This is a genomic window from Aliidongia dinghuensis, from assembly GCF_014643535.1.
In the GTDB taxonomy this organism is placed as follows: domain Bacteria; phylum Pseudomonadota; class Alphaproteobacteria; order ATCC43930; family CGMCC-115725; genus Aliidongia; species Aliidongia dinghuensis.
In genome coordinates this window covers 13,157-37,872 of record NZ_BMJQ01000005.1, presented here as the reverse complement: position 1 = coordinate 37,872, position 24,716 = coordinate 13,157, and the positions used below count along the sequence as shown (strand labels likewise).

At 64.4% G+C, this 24,716-nt stretch carries 21 protein-coding genes and 2 pseudogenes; 6 read left to right on the top strand and 17 right to left on the bottom strand.

The window, feature by feature from the left end; all coding sequences use genetic code 11:
• Window positions 1–31 precede the first annotated feature (31 nt).
• The 3 genes from IEY58_RS10660 (at window position 32) to IEY58_RS10650 (ending at window position 1,924) form a co-directional block, all read left to right on the top strand.
• Window positions 32–457 carry a DUF4399 domain-containing protein gene (locus IEY58_RS10660; protein ID WP_189045474.1) on the top strand — a complete coding sequence of 142 codons (426 nt, stop codon included), beginning with the start codon at window positions 32–34 and terminating at the stop codon, window positions 455–457.
• A gap of 23 nt (window positions 458–480) precedes the next feature.
• Complete coding sequence (locus IEY58_RS10655) at window positions 481–969, top strand: DUF4399 domain-containing protein (RefSeq protein ID WP_189045472.1); 489 nt, start codon at window positions 481–483, stop codon at window positions 967–969.
• 151 nt (window positions 970–1,120) lie between these two features.
• Window positions 1,121–1,924 (top strand): hypothetical protein, encoded by an 804-nt coding sequence (locus IEY58_RS10650; RefSeq protein WP_189045470.1) that lies wholly within the window; start codon window positions 1,121–1,123, stop codon window positions 1,922–1,924.
• 211 nt (window positions 1,925–2,135) lie between these two features.
• On the opposite strand, the gene IEY58_RS10645 is transcribed toward IEY58_RS10650, so the two are convergent.
• The 14 genes and pseudogenes from IEY58_RS10645 to IEY58_RS10580 form a co-directional block, all read right to left on the bottom strand.
• A complete protein-coding gene (locus IEY58_RS10645; protein WP_189045468.1) occupies window positions 2,136–2,939 on the bottom strand; it encodes a FadR/GntR family transcriptional regulator in 804 nt (267 codons plus the stop codon).
• 108 nt (window positions 2,940–3,047) lie between these two features.
• Entirely contained in the window at window positions 3,048–4,628 is a 1,581-nt protein-coding gene (locus tag IEY58_RS10640) for a class I adenylate-forming enzyme family protein (RefSeq protein ID WP_229743644.1), read from the bottom strand.
• Between the two features lie 108 nt (window positions 4,629–4,736).
• Complete coding sequence (locus tag IEY58_RS10635; protein WP_189045466.1) at window positions 4,737–5,666, bottom strand: NADPH:quinone oxidoreductase family protein; 930 nt, start codon at window positions 5,664–5,666, stop codon at window positions 4,737–4,739.
• A 67-nt stretch (window positions 5,667–5,733) separates the two neighbouring features.
• Complete coding sequence (locus IEY58_RS10630) at window positions 5,734–6,993, bottom strand: acyl-CoA dehydrogenase family protein (RefSeq protein ID WP_189045465.1); 1,260 nt, start codon at window positions 6,991–6,993, stop codon at window positions 5,734–5,736.
• Window positions 6,994–7,011: 18 nt separating this feature from the next.
• Window positions 7,012–8,031 (bottom strand): phosphotransferase family protein, encoded by a 1,020-nt coding sequence (locus IEY58_RS10625; protein WP_229743643.1) that lies wholly within the window; start codon window positions 8,029–8,031, stop codon window positions 7,012–7,014.
• A gap of 83 nt (window positions 8,032–8,114) precedes the next feature.
• Window positions 8,115–9,335, bottom strand: a complete 1,221-nt coding sequence (locus IEY58_RS10620) for an ABC transporter substrate-binding protein (RefSeq protein WP_189045461.1) — start codon at window positions 9,333–9,335, stop codon at window positions 8,115–8,117.
• Window positions 9,336–9,502: 167 nt separating this feature from the next.
• A complete protein-coding gene (locus IEY58_RS10615; RefSeq protein ID WP_189045459.1) occupies window positions 9,503–10,360 on the bottom strand; it encodes a 3-hydroxybutyryl-CoA dehydrogenase in 858 nt (285 codons plus the stop codon).
• A gap of 41 nt (window positions 10,361–10,401) precedes the next feature.
• Window positions 10,402–11,583: an acetyl-CoA C-acyltransferase family protein gene (locus IEY58_RS10610; protein WP_189045457.1), complete on the bottom strand. Its 1,182-nt coding sequence runs from the start codon at window positions 11,581–11,583 to the stop codon at window positions 10,402–10,404.
• 33 nt (window positions 11,584–11,616) lie between these two features.
• A complete protein-coding gene (locus IEY58_RS10605; RefSeq protein WP_229743642.1) occupies window positions 11,617–12,384 on the bottom strand; it encodes an enoyl-CoA hydratase/isomerase family protein in 768 nt (255 codons plus the stop codon).
• A gap of 604 nt (window positions 12,385–12,988) precedes the next feature.
• Window positions 12,989–13,864, bottom strand: a complete 876-nt coding sequence (locus IEY58_RS10600) for an HpcH/HpaI aldolase/citrate lyase family protein (protein WP_189045453.1) — start codon at window positions 13,862–13,864, stop codon at window positions 12,989–12,991.
• Between the two features lie 194 nt (window positions 13,865–14,058).
• A complete protein-coding gene (locus tag IEY58_RS10595; protein WP_189045451.1) occupies window positions 14,059–15,408 on the bottom strand; it encodes an MFS transporter in 1,350 nt (449 codons plus the stop codon).
• A gap of 303 nt (window positions 15,409–15,711) precedes the next feature.
• Window positions 15,712–15,992, bottom strand: a pseudogene (locus IEY58_RS10590) (fumarate hydratase C-terminal domain-containing protein).
• Window positions 15,993–16,082: 90 nt separating this feature from the next.
• A complete protein-coding gene (locus IEY58_RS10585; protein ID WP_189045449.1) occupies window positions 16,083–16,832 on the bottom strand; it encodes an SDR family oxidoreductase in 750 nt (249 codons plus the stop codon).
• Between the two features lie 30 nt (window positions 16,833–16,862).
• The gene (locus IEY58_RS10580; protein ID WP_189045447.1) at window positions 16,863–18,305 is read right to left on the bottom strand and encodes an aldehyde dehydrogenase family protein; all 1,443 of its coding nucleotides are present in this window, start codon (window positions 18,303–18,305) and stop codon (window positions 16,863–16,865) included.
• A 219-nt stretch (window positions 18,306–18,524) separates the two neighbouring features.
• Between IEY58_RS10580 and IEY58_RS10575 the strand changes: the two genes are divergently transcribed.
• The gene (locus tag IEY58_RS10575) at window positions 18,525–19,451 is read left to right on the top strand and encodes a LysR family transcriptional regulator (protein WP_189045445.1); all 927 of its coding nucleotides are present in this window, start codon (window positions 18,525–18,527) and stop codon (window positions 19,449–19,451) included.
• 141 nt (window positions 19,452–19,592) lie between these two features.
• The gene (gene citF, locus IEY58_RS10570) at window positions 19,593–21,137 is read left to right on the top strand and encodes a citrate lyase subunit alpha (RefSeq protein WP_189045443.1); all 1,545 of its coding nucleotides are present in this window, start codon (window positions 19,593–19,595) and stop codon (window positions 21,135–21,137) included.
• Between the two features lie 41 nt (window positions 21,138–21,178).
• On the opposite strand, the pseudogene IEY58_RS10565 reads toward citF, so the two are convergent.
• A pseudogene (locus IEY58_RS10565) lies at window positions 21,179–21,373 on the bottom strand (IS110 family transposase); the annotation flags it as partial.
• 237 nt (window positions 21,374–21,610) lie between these two features.
• Between IEY58_RS10565 and IEY58_RS10560 the strand changes: the two are divergent.
• Window positions 21,611–22,600 (top strand): zinc-dependent alcohol dehydrogenase family protein, encoded by a 990-nt coding sequence (locus IEY58_RS10560; RefSeq protein ID WP_189045439.1) that lies wholly within the window; start codon window positions 21,611–21,613, stop codon window positions 22,598–22,600.
• 97 nt (window positions 22,601–22,697) lie between these two features.
• Here IEY58_RS10560 and IEY58_RS10555 read toward each other — a convergent pair whose 3' ends face one another.
• Entirely contained in the window at window positions 22,698–23,567 is an 870-nt protein-coding gene (locus tag IEY58_RS10555; protein ID WP_189045437.1) for an SDR family NAD(P)-dependent oxidoreductase, read from the bottom strand.
• Between the two features lie 87 nt (window positions 23,568–23,654).
• A complete protein-coding gene (locus IEY58_RS10550) occupies window positions 23,655–24,533 on the bottom strand; it encodes an MBL fold metallo-hydrolase (RefSeq protein WP_189045436.1) in 879 nt (292 codons plus the stop codon).
• Between the last annotated feature and the right edge of the window lie 183 nt (window positions 24,534–24,716).

Sequence of the window (24,716 nt, the reverse complement as noted above, 5' to 3'; positions counted from 1 at the left end):
CGCGGCCGCACTCTGGAGGAAGGAGACAGCCATGAAGAAGATTTCCGCCGTCCTGGTCGCGGCGCTGATCATAGGGCTCGGCGCCGCCGCCGCCGACCGCAAGCCGGCACCCGCGGGCGCCGCCGTCTATATCATCTGGCCGCGCGACGGCACGGTCATCAGGGACGGCAAATTCTGGGTCCGGATGGGGCTCAGCAACGCCGGCATCGCGCCGGCCGGCATCGAGCGGCCCAATACCGGCCACCATCACCTGCTGATCGACACGGACCTGCCGCCGCTCGATGAAGAGATCCCGAACGACAAGAACCACCTGCATTTCGGCGCCGGCCAGACCGAGGCGCGCATCGAGCTACCGCCGGGCAAGCACACGCTGCAGTTGCTGTTCGCCGACGCCAATCACATGTCGTTCGATCCGCCGATCATGTCCAAGAAGATCACGATTACGATCCCGCAATAACCTCCTGCCCCAAGGAGATTTCCATGCGTGCATTTGGTCCGCTCGCCTGTGGCCTCGCTATCGCGGCGACCCTCCTGCCGGCAGCAACCCTGGCGCAGAGCCAGGGGCACGAACACCAGACGGCCGCCACGGCCGCCGGCACGCCGGCCGGCCACCGCACGCCGGCACCGTCCGATGCCTATGTCTATATCGGCTGGCCGAACGACGGCGAACGGCTGCACACGAGGCACATCAAGGTCTGGTTCGGCACACGCAATTTCGGCGTGGCCCCCGCCGGCATCGAAAAGCCCAACACCGGCCATCACCACCTGCTGATCGACGTCGACCTGCCGCCGCTGGACCAGGAGATCCCGAACGACAAGAACCATCTGCATTTCGGCGCGGGCCAGACCGAGACCTACATCGATCTGCCGCCAGGCAAGCACACGCTGCAGCTGCTGATGGGCGACGCCAACCACATCCCGCACAACCCGCCGCTCATGTCGAAGAAGATCACGATCTACGTGGAGTAACCGGGACCGTCGGGCAATGTGCGGGCAAGGCGGCTCGGGCCAGGAAAATCGATGGCGATGTGAGGCGCCGCACAGCGCCGCCGATCCGGGCCGCCTAGGCTGGCCCAATCGGATGGGCCGATTGGCCGCGACTTGCAGAGGGATTGCCGCGATGGACGGTCGTTGCTGTCTCAGGAGCGCTGGAGGCTGGGGCGCTGGAGGCTGGGGAGTTGCCGGACGGCTGTCGCGGCTCCTCTTCGCCGCCGGCGCGCTCGCCCTGGCCGTCGGCTGGGCCCAGGCGGAGGACGCCGTCGTCATTTCCTCGAGCATGCCCGCGCAGGTGCCGGGCCTGATCGTCACCGACACGCAGACGCTGAACCTGCCGGCCGGCGGCAGCATCGCCCTGCTGCTGCGCTCGGGCCAGATGGTGCGCATCCGCGGGCCGTTCGACGGCACGCTCGCCGCCGCCACGCCGACCGGGGCCACGAGCGGCGCCGCCGGGCTGATCGAGGCGCTGCGCGGCCAGGGCGTCGACGCCTCGGTCATCGGCGCCGGCCGGGGCGCATCGCCGGTCGCCCAGCGCGCCATGGACGATCACGGGGTCGCCGTCGATCCGGAGCATTCGGCGATCTATTGCGTCGGCCCGAACGAAACGGTCTGGCTCAATCGGCCGAAGGCGTTCAATGGGTCGCTGCGCCTGCGCCGCGCCCAGAGCGTGCGCGAGGTGTCCTGGCCCAATGGCGCCACCAAGATCGAATGGCCGGGCGATCTCATCATCGAGGACGGCGACCGGTTCGAAACGCTGAGCGACCGCGGCGCCCCGGTCACGACCATGATCTTCCGGCGCTTGGGCGACGTCGCGACGCCGGCGGCCTGGATCGCAGAGCATCTGCTGCTCGGCTGCCGCCAGCAGGCCGAGCCGGCGCTGCGCGAACTGGCCCGCGCCGTCGACGAGGCCGGCGACCGGCCACGCTGACGAACGCGCGCCGGGCGCCGCCGGTCCAAGCTCGGGAGCAAGCTCAACAAATGGCAGGGCTCTACGTCTGAACGGTACCAAGACGGAGAGCACGTCACGGCTTAGGATTCAAATTCCGAAGAAGCAGCCGTTCGATAGCGTTGGCTGAATGCGTCCACGCCGGCGAAGCGCGACGGCGTGCCGGACGAAGTTCAGGGCATGAATGCAAAAGTCATTGTGCCGTCTCGAGCACATGCTCCGCATAGATCCGGTCGATTGGTTCGTCGATCGACTTTCCGATCAGCTCGAACCCCTTCTTCCAGTCGTTGACGTGCCGTTTCATCCACAAGAGCGCCTCTGCCTTGTCACGCTTGTGTAGCGCATCGATGATCGCCGCATGCGCCCTCACGTTGCGCTGGGCTGCCTGAGGATTCTTCTGAAAAAGCATTTCGGTAGTGGGGAAGAACAGCTTGTTTTCCGGCTCGCGCGCCAACTGAAGGACGCGGTTGTTGGCCGCCTTGCACAGGATCGTGTGGAATTCGATATCGAGCAGCGCCAGCTCCGAAGGCTTGTCGAGCGCGTTGCGCGACTTGTGCAAGTTGAGATCCAGCTCGCCAAGCTGGTCCGCCGAAATCCGGTCGGCCGCAAGCTCAACGACGGCAGATTCGATCGCCATCGTCGCCTCCCACAGCTCCCGGAAGGTGACTTCGTGCAGGATGAAGGCCCGGCTGATGCGGGTGGCAAGCCGGTCGTATCTGGGAACGCTGGCGTAGAGCCGCCGGCTCGAATCCCGTCGAATGAGGCCACCCTGCTCGAGCAGCCGGATGCCCTCGCGCACGGTCGAACGGTTGACGCCGAACTGCTTGACCAGGTCGGCCTCGGTCCCGATCGCCTCTCCCGGCCGAACGCGCCCCGACACGATCTGCCGCTCGATCGCGTCGGCGACCAGCTTATAGGCCGGAGAGGCTGCGATCGGCTCGAAGCGGCTTGCGGGGGCGGCCTCGCCGGCCTCTTGCTCGCGATCCCTATCTGGCATCAATCCTCTCAAACCGCTGCGGCGACCGATCGGGCAACGGCCCTCTCGTCAAAGCCCGATTCTGCCATATCGTCCATTTGTCGGACAATGAGCATCGCTCATCCGCTTTCAGGCCGGCGTCGGCTCGTTCCATCTGCGAAGCGCGTTCTTCAGCAGCTTGCCGTTGGGATTCCGCGGCAGGGCCCCGTCGACGAAGATGAAGCGATCGGGAACCTTGTAGTCCGACAGCCGCTCGGCGCAGAAGCGCTGCAGCTCACCCTCGTTCGTTTCACGATGAACCACGACGAATGCCTGGACGCGCTCGCCAAGCACGGGATCGGGATAGCCAACGACCGCCACCTCGGTGACGCTCGGATGATAGGTCAGCACATCCTCGACCTCGGCCGAGTAGATCTTGTAGCCGGCCCGGTTGATCATGTCCTTCTTGCGATCGACGATGCGGACGAATCCCTCGGCGTCGATCGAGCCGATGTCGCCGGATTTCCAGTACCCGCCGGCGAAAGCCGTCTCATCGGCCTCCGCGTTCTGCCAATAGCCCGGCACGACCGTGGACCCGGCAATCCACAGCTCGCCCGGCTCACCCGCTGGAACCTCGCGCCCGTCGTCGCCCATGACCCGAACGTCGACGGTCGGCAGCACGACACCGACCGAATCCAGACGATCCGGCCCGGCGTCCCGGGGCAAGACCGTGACCGGCGAGGTCGTCTCGGTCGAGCCATAGACATTGAACAGGGCCATAAGCGGGCACTTCTCTCGCATCCGCCGGGCCGTCGCCTCCGGCATGGGCGCGCCGCCGAAGGCACCGACCTTCCAGGACGAGAGATCGAAACGATCGAACTCCGGGTCGAGCAGGCAGAGATTGTACATGGCCGGCACAATGAGCGTGGCCGTGGCCCGTTCCCGCTCGACCAGCTCCAGGAACGCGCGCGCCTTGAACTGAGACATGATGATGAGGCAACCGCCGACGCTCAGAATGGCGTGCACGATGGCGATCAGGCCGGTCACATGGGCCGCCGGAACGGCCAGGATCATGCGGTCGGCGGGACCGAGCCCCATCGCGTGGTGATAGTTGAGGCACGAATGCACCGCGCCCAGGTTCGACAGCACGGCACCCTTTGGGCGGCCCGTCGTTCCGGAGGTATAGAGGATGGCGAACGGGTCCTCCTCGTCGACCCCGGCACGCGAGACGTCGGCTGCCGGGCTCTCGAACAGCCGCTCATAGGGCTCCGACCCGGCGAAGCTCCCACCCACCACATAGCGCAGGCGCAGGTCCGGCACCGCCCCAGGGTCCGGCAGCTCGGCACCGGATGCCGCCTCGTGCACGATCGCCGCAGCACCGCATTGGTTCAGGGCATATTCGATCTCGGGCCTGCGCTGCCGGGTGTTGAGCGGCACGTGGATGATGCCGAGCCGGGCGCAGGCCAGTGAAAGCTCGACGAAGGCAAGGCGGTTGCCGATCAGCGTCGCTAGCCGATGCCCTTTCCGAAGGCCCCGGGCTGTGAGCCCCCGGGCCAAAGCCTCGACCCTCTGGTCTAGCTCGCCATAGGACAGGCGAGAGGTTCCGTCGATAACGGCCGGGGCCGCCGGCCCGGCCGCGGCGGCGGCACGGAACGTGGCATCGATGGTCGGGAGCCGATCGCTGAAGCAGGGCACGACGCGGCCGAAATGGAGTTCCCGACGGATCATCATTATGCTTCCTCCCTGCGCGCTCCATCGGCGCTTTGTCATTTAGTTGGTGATCGTCCCCGACCAGCACTCTCAACCGTATCAGGGCGGGCGCAACCGCTCGGAAAGCCTTCACGGCACCAGAATCACCTTGCCGACAGTGCGGCGACCTGCCAGCGCGTGGAGGGCCTGCCGAGCATCGGCCAGAGGGAAGATGTCGCGGATGAGCGGCTTGATGATCCCTTGCCGGCGAAGTTCGAAGAGCTCAGCGAACATCGGTGGAATCACATCCGGATGGTGGCGCCGATATTCGCCCCAAAACACGCCCATCGCCGCGGCGTTCTTGAGCAGCAGCCTGTTCGACGGCAGGTCGGCGATCGCACCGCCGGCAAAACCGACGATGACGAGGCGCCCACCCCAGGCGAGGCACCTGAGGCTTTCGGTCGCGATTTTACCGCCGACCGGATCGACCACCACATCGACACCGGTGCCGCCGGTGATCTCGCGAACGGTCTCGACAATCGGCTGCGCGCTGTAATCGATCGCCTGATCCGCGCCCATCTCGACGCAAAGCGCGGTCTTCTCGGGCCCGCCCGCCGTGGCGATGACCCTGGCACCCCAATGCTTGGCGAGCTGGATCGCCGCGGACCCGACTCCGCCGGCCCCGGCATGAATCAGGACGGTCTCGCCGGTCCGAAGATTGGCCCGATGGCGCAGCGCCAGGTGCGCGGTCGGATAGATGATCGGCAGCGCCACGGCCTCGCGGATCGGGAAGTCTGCGGGAATGCGCTCGGAACCGACGCTCGGCACCTGGACATAGTCGGCGAACCCGCCATGATCGAGCAGGGCGCACAGCCGATCGCCGACACGATTGGAGCTTTGGGGGCCGGCTTCGACAACCGTTCCGGCGACCTCGATCCCCGGCGTGAAGGGCAGCGGCGGCTTCACCTGATAGCGGCCGCGGATCATCAGCGTATCGAGGAAGTTGACCCCGGCCGCTTCGACCCGGATGACGCAACCGTCGCCGGCCGCCACCGGGCGCGGCCGTTCGGCCAGCGCCATCTCGCCATCCTCGGTGATCCGCTCGACCAGCCAGGCGCGCATCATGTCGACCATGCTCGCCCCTCGCTCAAGGATGCTCGTAGGGCGGGACCAGATAGGCAAGCGATGTTCCCCGCCTGGCCTTGGCCTTCTTCAGCTCGTCACGGGCGATGGTCCGGAGATGAACCTCGTCGGGACCGTCGATGAAACGGAGCGCCCGCCCCCAGGTCCACAGGAACGCCAGCGGCGTGTCCGGCGTCAGCCCCATGGCGCCGAACACCTGCATGGCCCGATCGACCACGCGGGTCTGCAGCCGTGCAGCACCCACCTTGATCGCCGAGACCTCGACGCGAGCGGCCTGGTTGCCCTGGCGGTCCATCAGCCAGGCGGCACGCAGCACCTGCAGCCGCAGCTGATCGATCTCGATGCGGGATTCGGCGATCCAGTCCTGAATATTGGCATAGTCGGAGAGGTGGCGGCCAAAGGTCTGCCGCTCCATCGCCCGATCCAGCATCAGCTCGAGCGCGAGTTCGCATTGGCCGATGGTACGCATGCAGTGATGCACCCGCCCGGGTCCGAGCCGCGCCTGCGCGATGGCGAATCCGCGCCCCTCTTCGCCGAGCAGGTTCAGGGCCGGTACGCGGACGTCGCGGAACAGCACCTCGCAATGCCCTTCCGGCGCATGGTGATGCATGATCGGCACGTCGCGGACGATGCGGACGCCGGGCGTGTCGAACGGCACGATGACCATGGTGTGCCGCGCATGGGGATCGACGTCGGTGCGGGTGTCGGACAGGCCCATGACGATGACGAAGCGCGCGTTGGGATGCTTGGCGCCGGTCGTGAACCACTTCCGCCCGTTGACCACATAGTGGTCGCCGTCGCGCAGGATCGTGGTCTGAAGATTGGTCGGATCCGACGAGGCCGTGTCCGGCTCGGTGATGCCGACGCAGGAACGGATAGAGCCGTCGAGCAACGGCGCCAGCCACTGCGCCTTCTGCGCGGGCGTGCCGAACATATGGAGGATTTCCATATTGCCGGTGTCGGGCGCGTTGCAGTTGAAGACCTCGGCGGACCACGGGATGCGGCCCATGATCTCGGCGAGCGGCGCATATTCGAGGTTGGTCAGCGGCGTGCCGGGCTCGTCCTCCCGCAGCATCGGCAGGAACAGGTTCCAGAGGCCCTCCCCATAGGCCTTCGCCTTCAGCCGGTCGATCAGCCCCAAGGGATAGCGCCCCTCCTGGGCCTCGCGATGCCAGGCGATGTTCGCCGGCAGGACATGAGCTTCCATGAACGCGTTGAGGCGGGTGCGCAGCGCCTCGACCTTGTCCGAATATCCGAATTCCATGAGCTCTATCCCACTCTCTCAAGGGACGCCGCGCGCGATCAGGTCGAGGGCACGGCGGGCGAAATTCACCGACAGCCGGCCGACCTCTTCCGCCTCCGCCGACGTCGCGTTGCCGTGCCGCGCCCGAGCAGCGATCCCCTCGAAAATGACGGCGAAGCGAAAGAGCGCGAACACGGAATGGAAGTGGGTCAGGCGCTCGGCGGCACCGGCGGCGTCCGCGTACCAGGCCAGGAAGTCGGCCTGCGTCGGCAGGCCCTGGGCGGCCAGATCCTCGCCCATAAGCCCGCCGTACTCCTCGGGCCGGGTCTCCCAGGTGATGGCGAAATGCGCGAGATCGGCCATCGGGTCGCCGATGGTGGAGAGCTCCCAGTCGAGCACGGCGACGACGCGCGGCTCGTGCGGATGGAACATCAGGTTGCCGATGCGGAAATCGCCGTGAACGATGGTCGCGGGCCCCGGCGCCGGGAAATGCTGGGGCAGCCAGCAGATCAGCTGCTCGACCTCCGGCAGGTCGCGGGTGCGCGACTGCTGCCATTGCTTTGTCCAGCGCGCGACCTGCCGCTCGAAATAGCCGTCGGGGCGGCCGTAGCCCTCGAGCCCGGCCGCTCGCCAGTCGATCGCATGCAGCCGCGCCAGCATCTCCGCTGCCGAGCGATACATGGCCGCCCGCTCGCCTGCGGGTGCCGAGGAGAGAGCGCAGTCGGGGAAGACCCGGCCGTCCATGCGCTCCATCACATAGAACGGCGTGCCGATGACGCTGGCATCGGCACAGAAATGGACCATGCCCGGCACCGGGACGGCGGTGTCGCGGAGGACGCTCTGGATCCGGTGCTCCCGATCGACCGCGTGGGCCGACTGCAGCACCTGCCCCGCCGGCTGCTTGCGCAGGACCAGCCGGTGGCTCGGCGATTCGATGAAGAAGGTCGGGTTCGATTGCCCGCCCGATATCCGCTCTAGCGCCGCCGGACCTCTGAAGGACGGCAGCGTGCGGATGAGATGCCGCTCCAGGTCATCTGTGCTGAAACCGTTTGCCGACAACGCCCGAACACCTTCCTCTGAGATCATAGCGATTCCCCAACCTCGCGGCGGTCCCGGGTGGCCGAAGGGCCGGGGAAAGCCGGTCATTTCTTGGCCAGCGAGCACTCGCTGCGCGAAAGCGGCTGGAACGCCTCGGCGGCCGGGATGGTGCGCAGGATCTTGTAGTAGTCCCAGGGCTTCTTCGATTCCTGCGGCGCCTTCACCTGCGCCAGATACATGTCGTGGATCATCCGCCCATCGGGACGAATTGACCCGTGGCGCGCGAAGAAATCGTCGATTGGCAGTTCCCGCATCTTCGCCGCGACCACGTCGCCCTCCGTGGAATTGGCGGCCTTCACCGCGCGCAGATAGTGCAGTACCGCGGAATAGACGCCGGCCTGGAGCATCGTCGGCCTGTGGTCGCCACCCACCCGCTGGGCCCAGCGCTCCGACCAGGCACGGTTGCGATCATCCATGTCCCAGTAGAAGCCGGTCGTCAGCATCAGGCCCTGAGCCGTCTGCAGGCCCAAGGCATGGATGTCGGTGATGAAGGTGACCATCGCCGCCAGCCGCTGGTTGGCGCCGCCGATGCCGAACTCATGGGCCTGCTTGATCGAATTGATCAGGTCGCCGCCGGCATTGGCGAGACCGATCACGTTGGCGCCCGACGCCTGGGCCTGCAGCAGGAAGGACGACAGGTCGGCGCTGTTGAGCGGGTGACGGGCGCTGCCCAGCACCTTACCGCCGCCGGCCATGATGACGTCGCTCGCGTCCTTCTCCAGCGAATAGCCAAAGCCGTAGTCCGCGGTCAGGAAGTACCAGCTCGAGCCGCCCTCGGCCAATACCGCCGCTGCGGTGCCATGGGCCATGGCATAGGAATCGTAGACCCAATGGAATGCGGTCGGCGAGCAGGCCTTGTTGGTGAAGATGGTCGAGCCGGCGCCGGTGTTCAGCAGGATCTTGTTGGCGTTGCGCGTGATCTCCTGCACCGCCAGCGCGATCGAGGTGTTGGGCGTGTCGGCAATGGCATCGACCTTCTCGTCCTCGATCCACTTGCGGGCAACCGAGGCGCCGACATCGGCCTTGTTCTGGCCATCGGCGGACAGGATCCGGATCGGCTTGCCACCCACCGCGCCGCCGAAATCCTCGACCGCCATCTTGGCGGCCTCGATCGAGCCCTTGCCCGTGAGGTCGGTATAGACACCGCCCAGGTCCGTGAGCACGCCGATCGTGACCCCCCGGTCCGGTATCTCGGCACGTGCCGCGCCGATCGATACCGAGGCCAGCAGGGCCAAACCCAGAAGTTGCACGCTGCACCGCCGCATCGCCGCTTCCCCCCAAAGTCATCGCCCTTTCGCAGGGTCGATTATCTCTTTATCGGATTGTCCGACAAAGTGACGATCGAAGGTTCCGGCCGGGTTGTCAAGCTCCGGTTTCGAGGAGTCGAGGGATGCTTCGGATTCGCGGTCGAGGTCTGGCCCCGCAGGGAGCCTCAGGCGGCTTCCCGATAGTCGTAGAAGCCCCTGCCGGACTTGCGGCCGAGCCGGCCGGCATCGACCATTTCCCTCAGAAGCGGCGCGGGGCGGTACTTCGGGTCGTTGAAGCCTTTATAGAACTCGTCCAGCACGAACAGCATGGTGTCGAGGCCGATCAGGTCGGCAAGCGCCAGCGGCCCGATAGGATGATTGCAGCCGAGCTTCATGCCCTCATCGATGTCCTCGGCGGTCGCAAGCCCTTCCTGCAGGGCGAAGATCGCCTCGTTGATCATCGGACAAAGGATGCGATTGACCGCAAAGCCGGGGCTGTTCTTGGCGGTGATCGGCGCCTTGCCGATCCGCTTTGCGAAGGCCATCGTCCGCGCATGCGTCTCGTCGGACGTCTCGAGCCCGCGAATGAGCTCGAGCAGGGCCATCATCGGCACCGGGTTGAAGAAATGCGTCCCGATGAACCTGTCGGGACGGTCGGTCGCGGCCGCCAGCCGGGTGATCGAGATCGAGGACGTGTTGGTCGCGATGATGGCATCGGACTTCAGGAGCGGCCCGACACCCTTCAGGATCTCGAGCTTGAGCGCCTCGTTCTCGGTCGCAGCCTCGATCACCAGGTCGCAGCCCTCGAACGCGGCACGGTCGGTGCTGGTCAAGATGCGGCCGAGTGCCGCCTCACGGGCATCGACCGTCATTTTGTCTTTCTTCACCAGTCGGTCGAGGCTGGCGGCGATGCTGTTCAAGCCGCGCTTCACCGCCGCGTCTGAGGTGTCGGTCATCACGACCCTCAGCTCCGCCACCGTACAGACCTGCGCGATGCCGCTGCCCATCGTGCCGGCACCGATGATGCCCACGCTTGCAACCATGCTCTGTTCCTCTTTCCCTATTCCGCTTGCCGAGAATGCGGTCAGACCCGCTCGAAGATCGCGGCGATGCCCTGGCCGCCGCCGATGCACATGGTGACGAGCGCGTAGCGGCCGCCGATGCGGTGCAGTTCGTGGATCGCCTTGACGGTGATGATGGCGCCGGTCGCGCCCACCGGATGGCCGAGCGAGATGCCGGAGCCGTTCGGGTTGACCTTGGCCGGATCGAGCTCCAGTTCGCGGATCACCGCGCAGGCCTGGGCCGCGAAGGCTTCGTTCGACTCGATCACGTCCAGGTCGGCGACGGTGAGGCCCACGCGGGCCAGCAGCTTGCGCGTCGCCGGAATCGGGCCGATGCCCATGTAGTTGGGATCGACGCCGGCATGGGCATAGCCGACCAGCCGGGCCAGCGGCTTCAGGCCCAAGGCTTCAGCCCGTCTTGCCTCGGCCAGCACCACGGCGGCAGCGCCGTCGTTGATGCCCGACGCGTTGCCCGCCGTGACCGAGCCGCCGGGCTTGAACACCGGCTTCATCTTGGCGAGCCCCTCGGCGGTCACATCGGCGCGGACATGCTCGTCGGTATCGAACACGACCGTGCCCTTGCGCGTGGCGACTTCGACGGGAACGATCTGCGCCTTGAACCGACCCTCGGCGATCGCGCGGGCAGCGCGGCGCTGGCTTTCGATAGCGAGAGCGTCCTGTGCCTCACGGCTGATGCCATAGCGCTCGGCCACGTTCTCCGCGGTCACGCCCATGTGGATCTTGCCCCAGGGGTCGTGCAGGATCCCGTTCATGTAGTCGATCACCGCGTTGTCGCCCATGCGGGCGCCCCAGCGGGCCGCCGGCATGAGATAGGGTCCACGGCTCATGGCTTCGGCCCCGCCCGCCACCGCCAGCTCCGTATCGCCGAGTGCGATCGACTGCGCCGCCGACACGATCGCCTGCAGCCCGGAGCCGCACAGCCGGTTGACGTTGAACGCCGGGGTTTCCTGCGGGATGCCGGCATCAATCGCGGCGACGCGGCTCAGATACGCATCGCTGGTCTCGGTCGGAATGACGTTGCCGATCACGACATGGCCGACCGCATCGGGCGCGACCTCGGACCGGTCGAGCGCTGCCTTGACGGCGATCGTCGCCAGCCGGGTCAGCGGCACGTCCTTGAGGCTGCCGCCGAAGCCACCAATGGCGGTCCGGGCAGTCCCCACGATGAAGATGTCGGTATGCATACGATGTCTCCCAGATGTCCTGGTCTTGGATGGTCAGCGGCCGCTGAACGCCGGGCGCCGCTTGGCAGCGAAGGCGGCGATGCCTTCGCGGAAATCCTCGGTCGCCGCGGCAGCTCGGAAATTCGCCTTCTCGAGCGCGAGCTGGTCCTCGAGATTATGCTCCCAGGATTCACGTATCAGGCGGCGGATGCGGCCAAGGGCTGCAGTCGGCCCTGCGGCCAGGCGTTCCGCCAGCCGACGGGTCTCCACCTCGAGCGCCTCGAGCGGAACCACGCGGTTGACGATGCCGTAGCCGAGCGCCGTCGGCGCGTCGATCGTGTCGGCGAGCAGCGCCAGCTCCAGCGCACGCCGCTGGCCGATCAGGCGAGGCAGGTTGTAGCTGGCGGATCCATCCAGCGTCGCGCCGATACGGGCATAGGCGAGCGTGAAGCTCGCGTTGTCGGCGGCGATGCACAGGTCCGCGGCGGTTACGACGCTGAACCCGGCACCGGCGACCGGCCCCTGCACCGAAACGATGACCGGAATGGCCAGGGTATCGAGAATCGTCAGGCCTTCATGGAGAGCTGAGATGATGGCGCCCGCCGTCTCGGGGGCTCGCTCCGGGGCGGCGTGGAACCGGCCGAGGTCGCCGCCGGCCATGAAACTCCGGCCGTTTCCGGCAAGGACCAGAACGCGGAACCCGCCATCCTCGGCCACCGCACGGCAGCCGTCGCGGAACCCCACGGCCATCGCCTCGTCGACGGCATTCAGCACCGCCGGCCGGTTGAACCGCAGCCACGCGACGGCGCCGTCCCGGGTCATCAAAACAGGTTGGTCCGACTGCTCCATAGTGCATCCCACTCGAGCGACACATCGATGCGCTTATCTGATCGCGCGCGACGAGGTCAGTCCGTTTGTCCGACAAAGTCGGTTGGCGATATTCATGGTCTAGTCGCGAAATTTGAGCAATAGCAATATCTTTGTCAGACATTGTGGGGCGCCTGCTTCCAAGGCGACCAGCCGCGATTGGGCCGCCCTTCGCTGGGCCCGAGCCTGTGCCGGCTTATCTCGCCCGCTATATCCACCGGGTCGCCACCAAGACGATCCGAGCGGTGACCAGCCCGCTCGAGTGCCTCACCCTGCCGATGGAAGGCGCCGGCCCGAGCAGCTGAGCCCAGTGGGACTGTCGCTCGAGCTCGCCGATATCTTCCGAGCCGCGCGGCGCCATATGGAACTAGAGGCCGGTGTCCTGATCGGCGGCGATTGTCGTGGCCTCATGCAGGTACACCACGTCAAAGGACACGATCCTGCCAACCCCGACGAAAGCCCCTCCGTGCCTCAGTAGGACTGGCGGTGACTCAAATCTGGCGCCCGGTACCCTTGAGGCGCGAATCTCGGGATGTAGGCCAGTTTTTGACTCACAGGCTCATACCTCGTCCGAGGTGCAGGCCACAGCTTCGAGAATGCGTTCGGCGAGTTTCAGATGCGGGCGGTCGATCATCTTGCCGTTCAGGACCAGCACACCGGACGTTGGGTGGTCCATGAAGAGCCGATGCACCGCCTCAGCCCAGCGGACCCGCTCGGGTGGAGGCGTAAAGGCCGCAGCGACGGGTGCGAGCTGGTTCGGGTGGATGCAAAGCTTTCCGGCAAAGCCATCGCGCACGGCCGCCGCGATCTCGGCTTGCAGCCCCGCAGGATCGCGCGGATCTGGCCAGGGTGTATCGATGGCAGGAACCTGCGCCTGGGCAGCGGCGACGAGCAACGCAGCGCGCGCTGCGGCGATAGGCGCCGTTAGCGTCCCGTCTACATGACGCGGCGAGATGCCAAAATCCGCGGCGAGGTCCTCAGCGCCGAACAGGAGCGCCCGCAGGCGTGGCGTTACACCGTCATAGGCCATACACCGCAGTGAGGCGGCTGTTTCCGTCACCAGAGCCAGGATAGCAATCATCCCTGCAGGCAGACCGTTTGCCACCTCCAGTGCTTCCAGGTGGTGGTCAAGCCTGCGCAGGGCGTCGGGCGAGGTGCATTTCGGCAGCAGCACTGCCCTCGGCTTGTGAGGCACCACAGCGACGAGATCGGGAAGATACCAGCACGTATCCTGCGGATTGATCCTCACCACGAGGTCGGGCCGGGTGGTCGCGCCGGCGAGGACATGCACCGCGGCCGACCTGGCTGCGGCTTTGGCGCTCGCAGCAACGCTGTCTTCAAGATCAAGGATAACTGCGTCGGCGGCGCTATCTAGAGCCCTGGAGACTTTGCGTTCCGCATCGGCGGGGCAGAAGAGGAGCGTTTGCAGCTTCATGACCTGTCTGCCTGTGGAGTGGTGATCTGTGAGAACAGGACCTGGATTGAAGTAACCGTAGAGTCCGAAAAGGCAGGATCACACCGCCTCGAAAGTGATCGGCACCGCCTGCGCCAGGCTCGCCAAGATAGTGGCAAGCCGCACGATCCTGGCGAGGTGATGGCGCACATGGGGCGGACGGCTCCGATATCCCGCTACTCCATCACGGCTTGCGCAATGATTGGCTCCGGCGCCCGTAATCCCACCAGGCTGACGAGAAGGCCCGTTGCGAGCAAGGGAACGGTGAAGATCAGGAACACCAAGTAGAGCGGGGTTTGTGCAGCAAGCAACCAGCCCGCAACCAAGGGACCGGTTACCGCGCCTGAGCGGCCGATCCCGATGCACCAACCGATCCCTGTGCTGCGGACCTGTGCCGGATACGCAGCGGCCACCAAAGGATAGAGGCCGTTGAACCCGCCCTGCACCGTAAAGCCGATGCAGAAGGCAACGAAGAGGGTCAGGGCCACCGACATCGGCACACCGAAGGCCACCAGCGAGACTGCCCCGCCCAGCATCAGGAACAGCACAAGGCGGCGAGTCTCGAACCTGAACAGGAGCCAGCACAGAGCCAGACCGCCGACGAACGCTCCGAGATTGTAGATGGTCCCTGCAATGATTGCCTGGCTACGGTCCAATCCAGCCTCGATGGCAAGGCGAGGAACCCACGCAATAGCGAAGTAGAGAGTCATATAGCAGCAGAAGAAGGCGGCCCAGAGGATGAGCGTCTGCTTCCATTGGCCTTCGTTGAACAGGAGGCTGAGCTTGACGGATCGGCGCTCCCCGATCTGCGAGAGGCCTACCAACGGCGACCATCCCATCCTGTGCCGGAGGGCGTTGATGCGGGCCAGGGCGTCCCGAGGCTGTCGCTTCTCGAGGAACTCCAACGACTCCGGCAGCAACGCGAACGCAAAGGGAAGCAGCAGAAGCGTGCCGATACCGGCGGCGCTCATAAGCACACGCCACCCGTAGCCAGGCAGCACCGCAATGACGACCAGACCGGCAAGCATCGCGCCAATGGGGTAGCCAGCCTGGAGGAGTGCAACAGCAATGGTCCGGTGTCGCTCTGGCGCATACTCCGAGGTAATCGCCGCCATGCTTGCCAGAATGGCGCCGATGCCCAAGCCGACGACAAAGCGCATCACGATCAGGGTCGTCACATCCGGGGCGAACCCGCAGCCGAACATGGAGACGCCCATCAGACCGACCGAGCACAAAATGACTGGGCGCCGCCCGAACTGGTCCGCAAGCGGCGCGAGCGCAAGGGCACCTACCATCATGCCCGCAAGCGCCGCGCTAAATACGACACCCAGCGCGGCCGCGCCGATGTTCCAATAGCCGGCGATTGCCGGGGCGAGATAGGACATCATGAGGATGTCCATGCCATCCAGCATATTCAAAACGAAACAGATGCCGACGGCGAAGATCTGCAGATGGCTCCAGCTACGCTCCGGATCAAAGGCTATTGTCGAGCCAGATACAGACGGAGTAGATCGCACTACATCCATTACTTCCTCCCGAATTTAAGCCGTAACGGCAGTTCATTGACTTGCGATAGGTGCCGGGACAAGCAGGTCGGCACGCCAGAAAAGCTAGGGGCTTTTACTTGCGGGGTCGAATAGCCAACAGACGTGAAGTCGATAGGCGCTGCTTATGGGTGCCTGAGACCAAGTGCAGAGCGGCGTGCGGGCTGTCTCTTCTTTGTTGCGCCGCATCGACCTGGGGCCCGCGGGAACAAAGCTTCAGGACGACCACGCGCCGGCCGGCACACGATCGGCCGACATACGATCGGCCAGTCCCGCGAAGCTGGCTCAGATTGCGCTGGAGGTCTCAAAGACGGGCCGTCGCCAGGTGCCGGGGCCGGACGCATGGATGCTGTCGCCGTCTGGCGTGACTGCCACGGTCACAGGCATGTCCTGTGCCGCAAACTCGTAGATCGCCTCCATGCCGAGGTCTTTGAACGCTATGACGCGCTGGATCGAATGGCCCGGGAGACGAGGTATGCGGCTCCGCCTACGGCACTGAGATAGGCCCGCCGGTGCGCCTTGATGGACGCGATTGCCGCAGGTCCGCGTTCGGCCTTGCCGACCATAGCCAGCAGACCGAGGTCGAGCATCAGTCCGTGAACTTGCAACGAGCAGCTAAAGCTGGGCTTATGGCTGCCGCTGCGTTCTGCGCCCCCTCAGATCGTCCGCCCGCCATCGACCGGGAGCTCGATGCCGGTGATGAAATCGGCCGTTGCCAGGTAGAGCGCGGCCTGAGCGACGTCGTCCGCCTCGCAGAACCGCCCGAGCGGGATACTGCCCAGGAACTTGGTGCGATTCTCAGGCGTGTCCGGCATGCCCATGAAATCTTCGAGCATTCCCGTCACGCCGATGACCGGACAGATCGCGTTCACCCGGATTTTCCAGGGCGCCAGCTCGACAGCCAGTGACTTGGACAGCGTGTTCGCCGCGCCCTTGGAACCGTTGTACCAGGTCAGGCCCGGACGGGGGCGGATGCCCGCAACCGAGCCGACGTTCAACATCACACCACCGCCGTTGTCACGCATCGCTGGCACGGCCGCATGGACCATGTGGTAAATGGACTTCACGTTGACAGCAAAGACCCGGTCGAAGGTGGCTTCGTCCACCTCGAGTAGTGGGCGGTTCTTATGTGTGTAGCCGGCATTGTTGACGATGATGTCGGGCGTTCCAAAAAAGCGCGTCGCCTCCGCCAGCAACTTGTCAATGTCGGACCGCGACGAGACGTCGGTCCGCACGGCAATCGCCCTTGTCTCTCCTCTCAGCGCGCGAGCAACAGCAGCAGCTTTCTCTGCATTCAGATCCGCGATCACGACGCGAGCGCCGTTCTCGACGAACCGGTGTGCAATCGCTTCGCCGAAACCGCTCGCCGCTCCGGTCACGATGGCAATCTTGTTTTCAAGCTTCATGGGGTCGTCCTCCCGGGTAATTGGACAGCATCAGCCGTGATGAAACACGATCGTCTTGGTCTTGCTGAAGTCGCGCAAAGCAGCAAAGCCCTTTTCGCGCCCATGGCCGCTCTTGCCAGCACCACCGAACGGGAGCTCGATGCCGGCACCGGCGCCGTAGCAATTTACGAACATCTGACCGGTGCGGACGCGCTTGCCCAGTCGCATCTGGCGTGCGCCGTCGCGCGTCCAGACGGCCGCGACAAGGCCGTAATCGGTGCCGTTGGCAAGCGCAACGGCATCGTCCTCGTCGTCGAAGGGCAGCGCGACCAGAACCGGTCCAAAGACCTCCTCACGGGCGATGGCGTTTTCGCGCGGCGTCGGACCGAACAGCGTCGGCCGCACATAGTAGCCGTTCGCCGGCGCGCCATCGTCGATCACACCCTGCGCAAGGACCGGTATTCCGTCAGCGATGGCACGGTCGATGAAGCTCTGGACGCGCGCCTGCTGCTTGGCGGTGATGATCGGCCCGCAGTCGAGATTCATCTCGGGCGCGCCAACTCGGACCCGGGCGAAGGCTTGCTTGAGGCGGGTGATGACTTCGTCGTAGGCGCTGCGCTCAATCAGAACCCGACTGCCGGCCGAACAGGTTTGGCCGCTGTTCTGGATGATCGCTTTGACGATCACTGGGATGGCGGCGTCGAGATCGGCGTCGGCGAAGATGATCTGGGGCGATTTCCCGCCGAGTTCCAGCGTGCAGGTAATATAATGATCGGCGCACAGCTTCTGGATGATCTGTCCGACCTCCGGCGAGCCGGTGAAGGACATGAAATCGACCCCCTGGTGGGCCGCCAGTGCCGCCCCCGCCACACTCCCCCGGCCGGTCACGATATTGACGGCACCATTCGGAAAGCCCGCTTCAGTGACAAGGTCCGCCAGCAGGAGCGAGGTTGCGCAAGCATCCTCTGCTGGCTTCAACACCGTCGCGTTGCCGACCGCGAGCGACGGCGCGAGCGTGCGTCCGAACATCTGCGCGGGATAATTCCACGGCAGGATATGGCCGGTCACGCCATGCGGTTCCGGTGCGACCGTGACCATGTAGCCGTCGAGGTAGGGAATGGTCTCGCCGTGCAGCTTGTCAGCGGCTCCGCCGTAGTACTCGAAGTAGCGCGCGAGGGCGACCGTGTCGGCCTTGGCGACGCTCGCGGGCTTGCCGGTGTCCCGGGCTTCGGCCTCTGCCAGCCGGTCAACGTCGCGGAGGATGAGCGTTCCCAGGCGGGTCAACAGGCGGCTCCGGTCCAGTGCAGTGGTCCGGCCCCACGCACCGGTGTCGAAGGCTTCCCGGGCGGCCCGGACGGCGCGATCGACATCCTCGGGTGTGCTGTCGGCGATCGTTCCGATCACCTCGCCGGTTGCAGGCTCGTAGACGTTCAGCGTGGCCTCACCGGACGACTCGGTCCAATGCCCGCCAATGAAATTGCAGGGCCGGGGCATGTCAGGGTTCTCCTCTCTAAACACGGGGAGAGCCTGTCGCGCCGGACGGCCGGACCGGTCCGATGGCACGCGATGATGCATGCGAACGGGGTCAGTGGCGTCGCAAGGAGGACGTTTTCTCCCGATGCCGGCTGGGGCGGCTCTCTTGTGGAGAAAAGATAGCTGCCGTGACCGATAGGGTCTAATAAGGCAAATGCCCACAACCGATGCGTCGCGCTTATGGAAATTCGGCATTTCCGTTACTTCCTGGCAGCCGCCGAGGAGCTCCACTTCACCCGAGCTGCCCAACGGGTCAACGTTGCCCAGCCCGCATTGAGCCAGCAGATCCGCCAGTTGGAGGACGAGCTCGGGGCACAGCTCTTTCACCGGCTGACGCGCGGTGTCGAGCTGACAGAGGCGGGACGTGCTTTCCTTCCGTACGCCAAAGCCGCGCTGACCGCGTCTGAGGCGGCGGCGGTGGCCGCCAAGCGTGCCGCGAAGGGCGAGCTGGGCCAGTTGCGCATCGGCTTCACCAGCTCGGCGTCGTTCAATCCAATCGTCACCGGAACCATCGGACGCTTCCGGGATGCCTATCCCGACATGGAGTTGAACCTCCAGGAGCAGGCCACGTCGGCACTGCTGCCATTCCTCCGCGAAGGCCGGATTCAGCTGGCGTTCATCCGAGCCACAACTGACGAGATGGAGGGGCTGCGTCGCACACTCCTGCCAGACGAAGCCCTGTGGGTAGCCCTGCCGGCAAGGCACCGGCTTGCTGGAGAAACCTGCGTCAACCTTGCGGCTTTGTCGGCAGAGCGCTTCATCGTGTACCCGAGGACGAACGGCCGGCTGCTCTATGACGCCATCGTCGCTGCCTGCGGCCAGGCGGGGTTTAGTCCCCTTATTGTCCAGGAAGCACCGCAGTTGGCGTCGACAGTCAACCTCGTCGCAGCCGGTGTCGGCATCGCCCTCGTCCCCGCGTCGATGCGGCGAATCAGGGCGCCTGGGGTCGCCTACGTCCAACTCTCAGCGCCGGTCCCTGTCGCATCACTGGCGCTGGTACAAGGACCAGATTTGCTGATGACGACGGCCGTACGCAATTTCATCCGCTGTCTGGAGGAAACGAAGCAGGATTCAATGTTAGCGGATGATCCCGTCAGCGCGCTCTAAGCGACCTGCTGGATGACCGACGAAGCGTTGTCCGGCCGCATAAGCTGTTTCTATCAAAGAAGAGCAATCTGCCTATTGGACGGCTGTTCGGCAATATCGTCACCTATGCGCTGATCACTGACAACGCAGGTGGGCAGCCGGATGTCGATCCCGTCCTACATTGATGGCTACGGCGAGGTGAGGCGCTTTTCCGGAGCCTTCGCTGCGCCTCGTGAAAGCCAGCGCGCCGGAGCGCAGGTCAGAAGTATCCGTCCCGGTGAAACCAAATGCCTAGCGTCGATTCGAGACGCGGTCATGGCCTGCAACCTGAAGGACGGGGCGACCATTTCCTTTCACCATCACTTGCGGGACGGCGACGACGTTCTGCGGGCAGTGATGAGCGAAATCGCGGCGCTGGGCCTTCGCGATATCCGGGTCGCAGCCAGCTCCCTGTTCCCGGTGCATGCTCCACTTGTCGAGCATATTCGCAGCGGCGTGGTGACGCGGATCGTCTCCAGCTACATCACAGGGCCGGTTGCCAAGGCGATCTCCGCCGGTGAGCTGCCGACGCCGGCGGTCCTGCAAACCCACGGCGGCCGCGCGCGGGCCATCGAAGCCGGCGAGTTGCACATCGACGTTGCTTTCGTCGCGGCTCCGGCCGCTGACATCTATGGCAACCTCAACGGGGTGGAAGGAAAATCGGCCTGTGGCGTGTTGGGATACCCCATGGTTGATGCCCGCCATGCCGACCGCGTCGTGGCAATCACCGATACGCTGTTGGACTTTCCGCTGAGCTCGATCGACATCGCCCAGGATCTGGTCGACTACGTCGTGCGTGTGGACTCGATCGGCGATCCGGCAAAGATCGTCTCGGGCACGACACGCGTCACCGAGGATCCTACGGGATTGGCCATTGCCGCCATGGCCGCGCGTGTCATTGAGGCATCCGGCCTGCTCGTGGATGGATTTTCATTTCAGACCGGGGCTGGCGGCATCTCGCTAGCGGTCGCCAAAGACATCGCCGTTGCCATGCGCGACCGGCATGTGATCGGCAGCTTCGCTGCCGGTGGCGTCACGGAGGGCATCGTCTCCATGTTCAAGCAGGGACTTTTCCGCACTCTGTTCGATGTTCAGTGCTTCGACCTCGGGGCCGTCGCCTCCTATCGCGAGGACAAGGGGCATTTGGCGATGTCCGCTTCGCTTTACGCCAATCCTGCCTCGAAGGGCGCCCTGGTGAACCAGCTCGATGTGATGGTTCTGGGGGCAGCCGAGGTCGATCTCAACTTCAATGTCAATGTCACGGCCGTAGGCGGCGGCGCGATCATCGGCGGGTCGGGCGGCCATGCCGACACGGCCGCAGGTGCCAAGCTGGCGTTGGTCACGACACGCATAGTCGCAGGCGGCAATCCCAAGATCGTAGATGCCGTCGAATGCGTAACCACTCCGGGGGAAACAATTGACGTAGTGGTCACCGAAGCGGGTGTGGCGGTGAATCGCCAGCGGGCGGATCTGCGGGCGCGGCTTGCCGCAGCGGGCATCCCCCTGGTCGACATTGAACGCCTGCGGGACCTAGCAGCCGATCAGGCCGAAGCGACAGTGCGCCGCCAAGTGGATCCCACGGCGCGCATCGTCGCCGTCGTTGAATACCGAGACGGCACGGTAATTGACGTCGTTCGCAAACGCCGCAATCTGCCCCCTGGGGCTTAGGAGTAACCGCGGTAGAAGCTCGACCAGCACGGCCGTCGCATCGAGCGTAACCTGCCGCGCATGTCGCACTCGCTGTCCAACAGCTTGTGCTGGATGAGCTTGCGGGTAGTCAGCAGCATCCGTTGCTCCTGGACCGCCAGCGTCTTTACATGCACCGGCTTGAACAGGCCCACCCGCATCATCCGGGCGATCCCACGAACGTCGTTGCGATCGGACGTATTGATCTGGCGACGCAAGCGCCGGTACGGCACTTCTACAGCATTTCGATGGCGCACCCCCCGTTGAGAGCTTTTCTCGCAGCGGCCGAATTATTACCAATCCATATAACAATAAGATCGCTAAAGAGTGGCTTATCGCTTCTGCGTTACGCCCTAATTTGATCTTCGGCGGTTCGGCGCAGCCCATCGCGAAGAGAGATTTCTCGCCATGAGCGCGACCAAAGCGAAGCCACTAAATTCAATAGGAGTAATCGAATGGCACGCCATGTCCGGTTTCACGAAACAGGTGGTCCCGAGGTCCTGCGGATCGATGAAGTCCCGACGCCTGAACCCAAAGCGGGTGAGGTCCGTATTCGTGTTCGCGCCCTTGGGCTGAACCGCGCCGAAAGCATGTATCGCTCGGGCCGGTATGTGATCGAGCCGGCTTTCCCGGCCACGCTGGGCTATGAAGCGTCTGGTACGATCGATGCGGTAGGACCCGATGTCGAAGGCCTCGCGCATGGCGACGCTGTCAGCGTCATCCCCGCCTTCATGTTCGACGAATACGGTCTTTACGGTGATCTAGTGGTCGCGCCGGCGCGCGCCGTGGTGAAGAACCCGCAAGGCGTGGATTGGGAAACGGCCGCGGCTACCTGGATGCCGTTCGTAACCGCCTGGGGTGCGCTTTTGGACATCGCTAACCTGGGTGCGGGCGACTTCATTGTGCTCCCGGCGGCCTCCAGCAGCGTTGGCCTGGCGGCGATGCAGATTGCCCGCCATGTCGGAGCGACACCGATCGCGATCACTCGTAAGGGCGAGAAGGTCGAGGAATTGAAGGCAGCGGGCGCGCCGCATGTCCTGCAAACCGGGCAGGACGATATCTATCAGGAGATTATCCGGATCACCGGCGGCCACGGCGCTCGTGTTGTCTTCGATCCTGTCGGTGGGCCGGAATTCGAGAACATCGTCAAAGCGACCGGCAAGGATGCAGTCGTCATCATCTATGGTGCACTGAGCCACGATACGACGCCGGTGCCGGTGCTTCATGTGCTGGGGAAGCACACGATTATTCGCGGCTACGAGTTCATTGAGGTGACGGCCAACGACGAAAAGCTGGAACGGGCCAAGGCGTTTATCAGCCACGGATTGAGCGTTGGTCATTTCAAGGCGCAAATCGCCCGAACCTTCCCGTTCGAAGCTATCGTCGACGCCACTCATTACCTCGAGTCGAATGCACAGTTCGGAAAAGTCGTGGTTACCCTCTGATCAGGCAAGCTTACCGGAGGAGGTGTAGTCCTATGCCTCCTCCACAGAAGTTCGTTACGCCGGGCTTGAGGTCACAGCCTTCACAAGCAACTCCCTCTTAGGCCTGGCTATCGAAGGCAGGGGGCGGGCCACCGAAATGAGCGCGCAGGGATCCCGGCACTTTGCCGTCCGCATCGACGATACCGTACCGCTCGCCAAGCTCCGCGCTAATCAACGTTTTGCCGGAAAGCGAAGGAAGATCAGGGTCGCCATACAATGCATTTATGATACGACCGGAATATTCCAGGCTTTCAAAGCCAAATGCCGCTTCGAGCTGCTGCACGCCTTTGTCCACATCCGCAGCCGCTCGCAGCCTCTCGGTCGCAGTAAAGCCGGGCCAGAGAGAGACGGCGAATACGCCAAATGGCCTGAACTCGTCGGCATATATGTTGGCGAGTGTGTCTAGGCCCGCCTTTGATGCGTAGAAGGAGGGGTCGTGAATCTTTGCGTTGGAGAAGAAGGATACATTGACAACCAAGCCGTGGCCGGACTCGACCAAAAGAGGTGCAGCGAAGTAGGTCGCCACATGATGGCACCGCAGCCCGACGTCGAAGATCGTCGCCGGATCGATTTTTGACGTCCAGAACGGCTTAACAAACATGCTTTCGCTTAGATAAGCCGCATTGTTCACCAATATATTCAGTCGCCCCTCCTCGCGGCGCACCTGTTCAAAGAGGACTTCGATCTGCCGATCGTCTGCCATATCGCAAACAACAGCAATTCCTTTACCGCCGGCCTTTGTCACCTCACTCGCGGTTTCGAAGATTGAGCCCGGCACCGGAACGCCTCCGGGAGTAGTCTGAGTGCCGCTTACGCTTGTTCTTCCAGCAACGTAGACGGTTGCACCCTGGCGCCCCAGGGCGATGGCGATCCCCCTGCCAACGCCGCGACTGGCGCCTGTTACTACCGCGACAATATTCTCAGTCACTACTTCCAACCTCTCATTTCAACTGTTCGAATATAATTTCCGAATGCCTGGATCACCTCCAGGTCGTGATATCTGAGAAGCTGCCGCTCAATCCATCGCCGGGGACCAGGCCTCGTAGTTCAGGACGAACCCCCGGCCGTGACGCTCGATCCGAGCAGATGCCGGCAGGTTGAAGTGCATGCCGCTCACCAGCAGACCTTCATGGCTCACTCGATCGAGGACCTTGCGTCGCGTAGAGGCAGCCTCATCCGGCGCATTGTCGAAGGCGATCGTGACCTCGGGACGTTCGACCTGGATATGGGGAAAATGAACGATGTCCCCCCACACAAATAGCGACTGCCCGCCATCGGCAATCAAGTAGCCGGTATGTCCAGGGGTGTGGCCCGGCATTGGCACGGCCTGAATGCCTGGCAGCAGATCCTCGGTCGAGAACGGCACGAGCTGCGGCTCGTAGGCCTTGAACACGTTCCGAGCGACGTCGAAGAACGGCTGGAATCCGGCTGATGCCGCGCTCCGGATGGATTCGTTGTTCCAGAAGGCAAGTTCCGCCTCATGAACGAACAGGCGTTCGACGTTGCGGAAGAGAGGCGTGCTCGACGGACCGGCCAAGCCCCCCACATGATCCGGGTGGGCGTGGGTCAGGAGAAGCGTATCGATCTGTAGCGGATCGATCCCCGCAGCCGCCAGGGCCACCTGCAGGCGCCCGCCCCAACCATTGATGCCGCCCGCTCCGCCATCGATCATGATCGTGCGCGTCTCGTCCTGCACCACATAGACATTGACGTTCATGCGCGGCAGGCCCGGCACGCCTCGCTTCTGCAGCAGATCTCCCGCCGCCGCGCCATCGATGCCGCTGAGCAGATCAAAGGTCACATCGAGGAAGCCGTCGCTGATCATCGTGACGGAAAACTTCCCGATCTTTTTGCGGTTGATTGCCGGGGCTTGATAGTTCGGTGGAATCTTCATGTCTCGTCCCTTCCATATCGAAATTATCGGGATCAATTGAGCGCGTTGGAACGCCAGACCGTCATCTTCTCGGCCCGCATCTCGCGCATGGTGTAGGGCATCCCGCCGACGCCGAGACCCGCGCCTTGGCCCGCCCGGCAAGCGCTCCAACCCGGCCGCTGGCCACGGCATGGGCTATGCCGC

Excerpts from the sequence above, each read along its gene's own strand:
- IEY58_RS10660 (WP_189045474.1), top strand. The coding sequence starts at position 32 with ATGAAGAAGATTTCCGCCGTCCTGGTCGCGGCGCTGATCATAGGGCTC.
- IEY58_RS10655 (WP_189045472.1), top strand. The coding sequence starts at position 481 with ATGCGTGCATTTGGTCCGCTCGCCTGTGGCCTCGCTATCGCGGCGACC.
- IEY58_RS10650 (WP_189045470.1), top strand. The coding sequence starts at position 1,121 with ATGGACGGTCGTTGCTGTCTCAGGAGCGCTGGAGGCTGGGGCGCTGGA.
- IEY58_RS10645 (WP_189045468.1), bottom strand. The coding sequence starts at position 2,939 with ATGCCAGATAGGGATCGCGAGCAAGAGGCCGGCGAGGCCGCCCCCGCA.
- IEY58_RS10640 (WP_229743644.1), bottom strand. The coding sequence starts at position 4,628 with ATGATGATCCGTCGGGAACTCCATTTCGGCCGCGTCGTGCCCTGCTTC.
- IEY58_RS10635 (WP_189045466.1), bottom strand. The coding sequence starts at position 5,666 with ATGGCGCTGGCCGAACGGCCGCGCCCGGTGGCGGCCGGCGACGGTTGC.
- IEY58_RS10630 (WP_189045465.1), bottom strand. The coding sequence starts at position 6,993 with ATGGAATTCGGATATTCGGACAAGGTCGAGGCGCTGCGCACCCGCCTC.
- IEY58_RS10620 (WP_189045461.1), bottom strand. The coding sequence starts at position 9,335 with ATGCGGCGGTGCAGCGTGCAACTTCTGGGTTTGGCCCTGCTGGCCTCG.
- IEY58_RS10615 (WP_189045459.1), bottom strand. The coding sequence starts at position 10,360 with ATGGTTGCAAGCGTGGGCATCATCGGTGCCGGCACGATGGGCAGCGGC.
- IEY58_RS10610 (WP_189045457.1), bottom strand. The coding sequence starts at position 11,583 with ATGCATACCGACATCTTCATCGTGGGGACTGCCCGGACCGCCATTGGT.
- IEY58_RS10605 (WP_229743642.1), bottom strand. The coding sequence starts at position 12,384 with ATGACCCGGGACGGCGCCGTCGCGTGGCTGCGGTTCAACCGGCCGGCG.
- IEY58_RS10600 (WP_189045453.1), bottom strand. The coding sequence starts at position 13,864 with ATGAAGCTGCAAACGCTCCTCTTCTGCCCCGCCGATGCGGAACGCAAA.
- IEY58_RS10595 (WP_189045451.1), bottom strand. The coding sequence starts at position 15,408 with ATGGATGTAGTGCGATCTACTCCGTCTGTATCTGGCTCGACAATAGCC.
- IEY58_RS10585 (WP_189045449.1), bottom strand. The coding sequence starts at position 16,832 with ATGAAGCTTGAAAACAAGATTGCCATCGTGACCGGAGCGGCGAGCGGT.
- IEY58_RS10580 (WP_189045447.1), bottom strand. The coding sequence starts at position 18,305 with ATGCCCCGGCCCTGCAATTTCATTGGCGGGCATTGGACCGAGTCGTCC.
- IEY58_RS10575 (WP_189045445.1), top strand. The coding sequence starts at position 18,525 with ATGGAAATTCGGCATTTCCGTTACTTCCTGGCAGCCGCCGAGGAGCTC.
- citF (WP_189045443.1), top strand. The coding sequence starts at position 19,593 with ATGTCGATCCCGTCCTACATTGATGGCTACGGCGAGGTGAGGCGCTTT.
- IEY58_RS10560 (WP_189045439.1), top strand. The coding sequence starts at position 21,611 with ATGGCACGCCATGTCCGGTTTCACGAAACAGGTGGTCCCGAGGTCCTG.
- IEY58_RS10550 (WP_189045436.1), bottom strand. The coding sequence starts at position 24,533 with ATGAAGATTCCACCGAACTATCAAGCCCCGGCAATCAACCGCAAAAAG.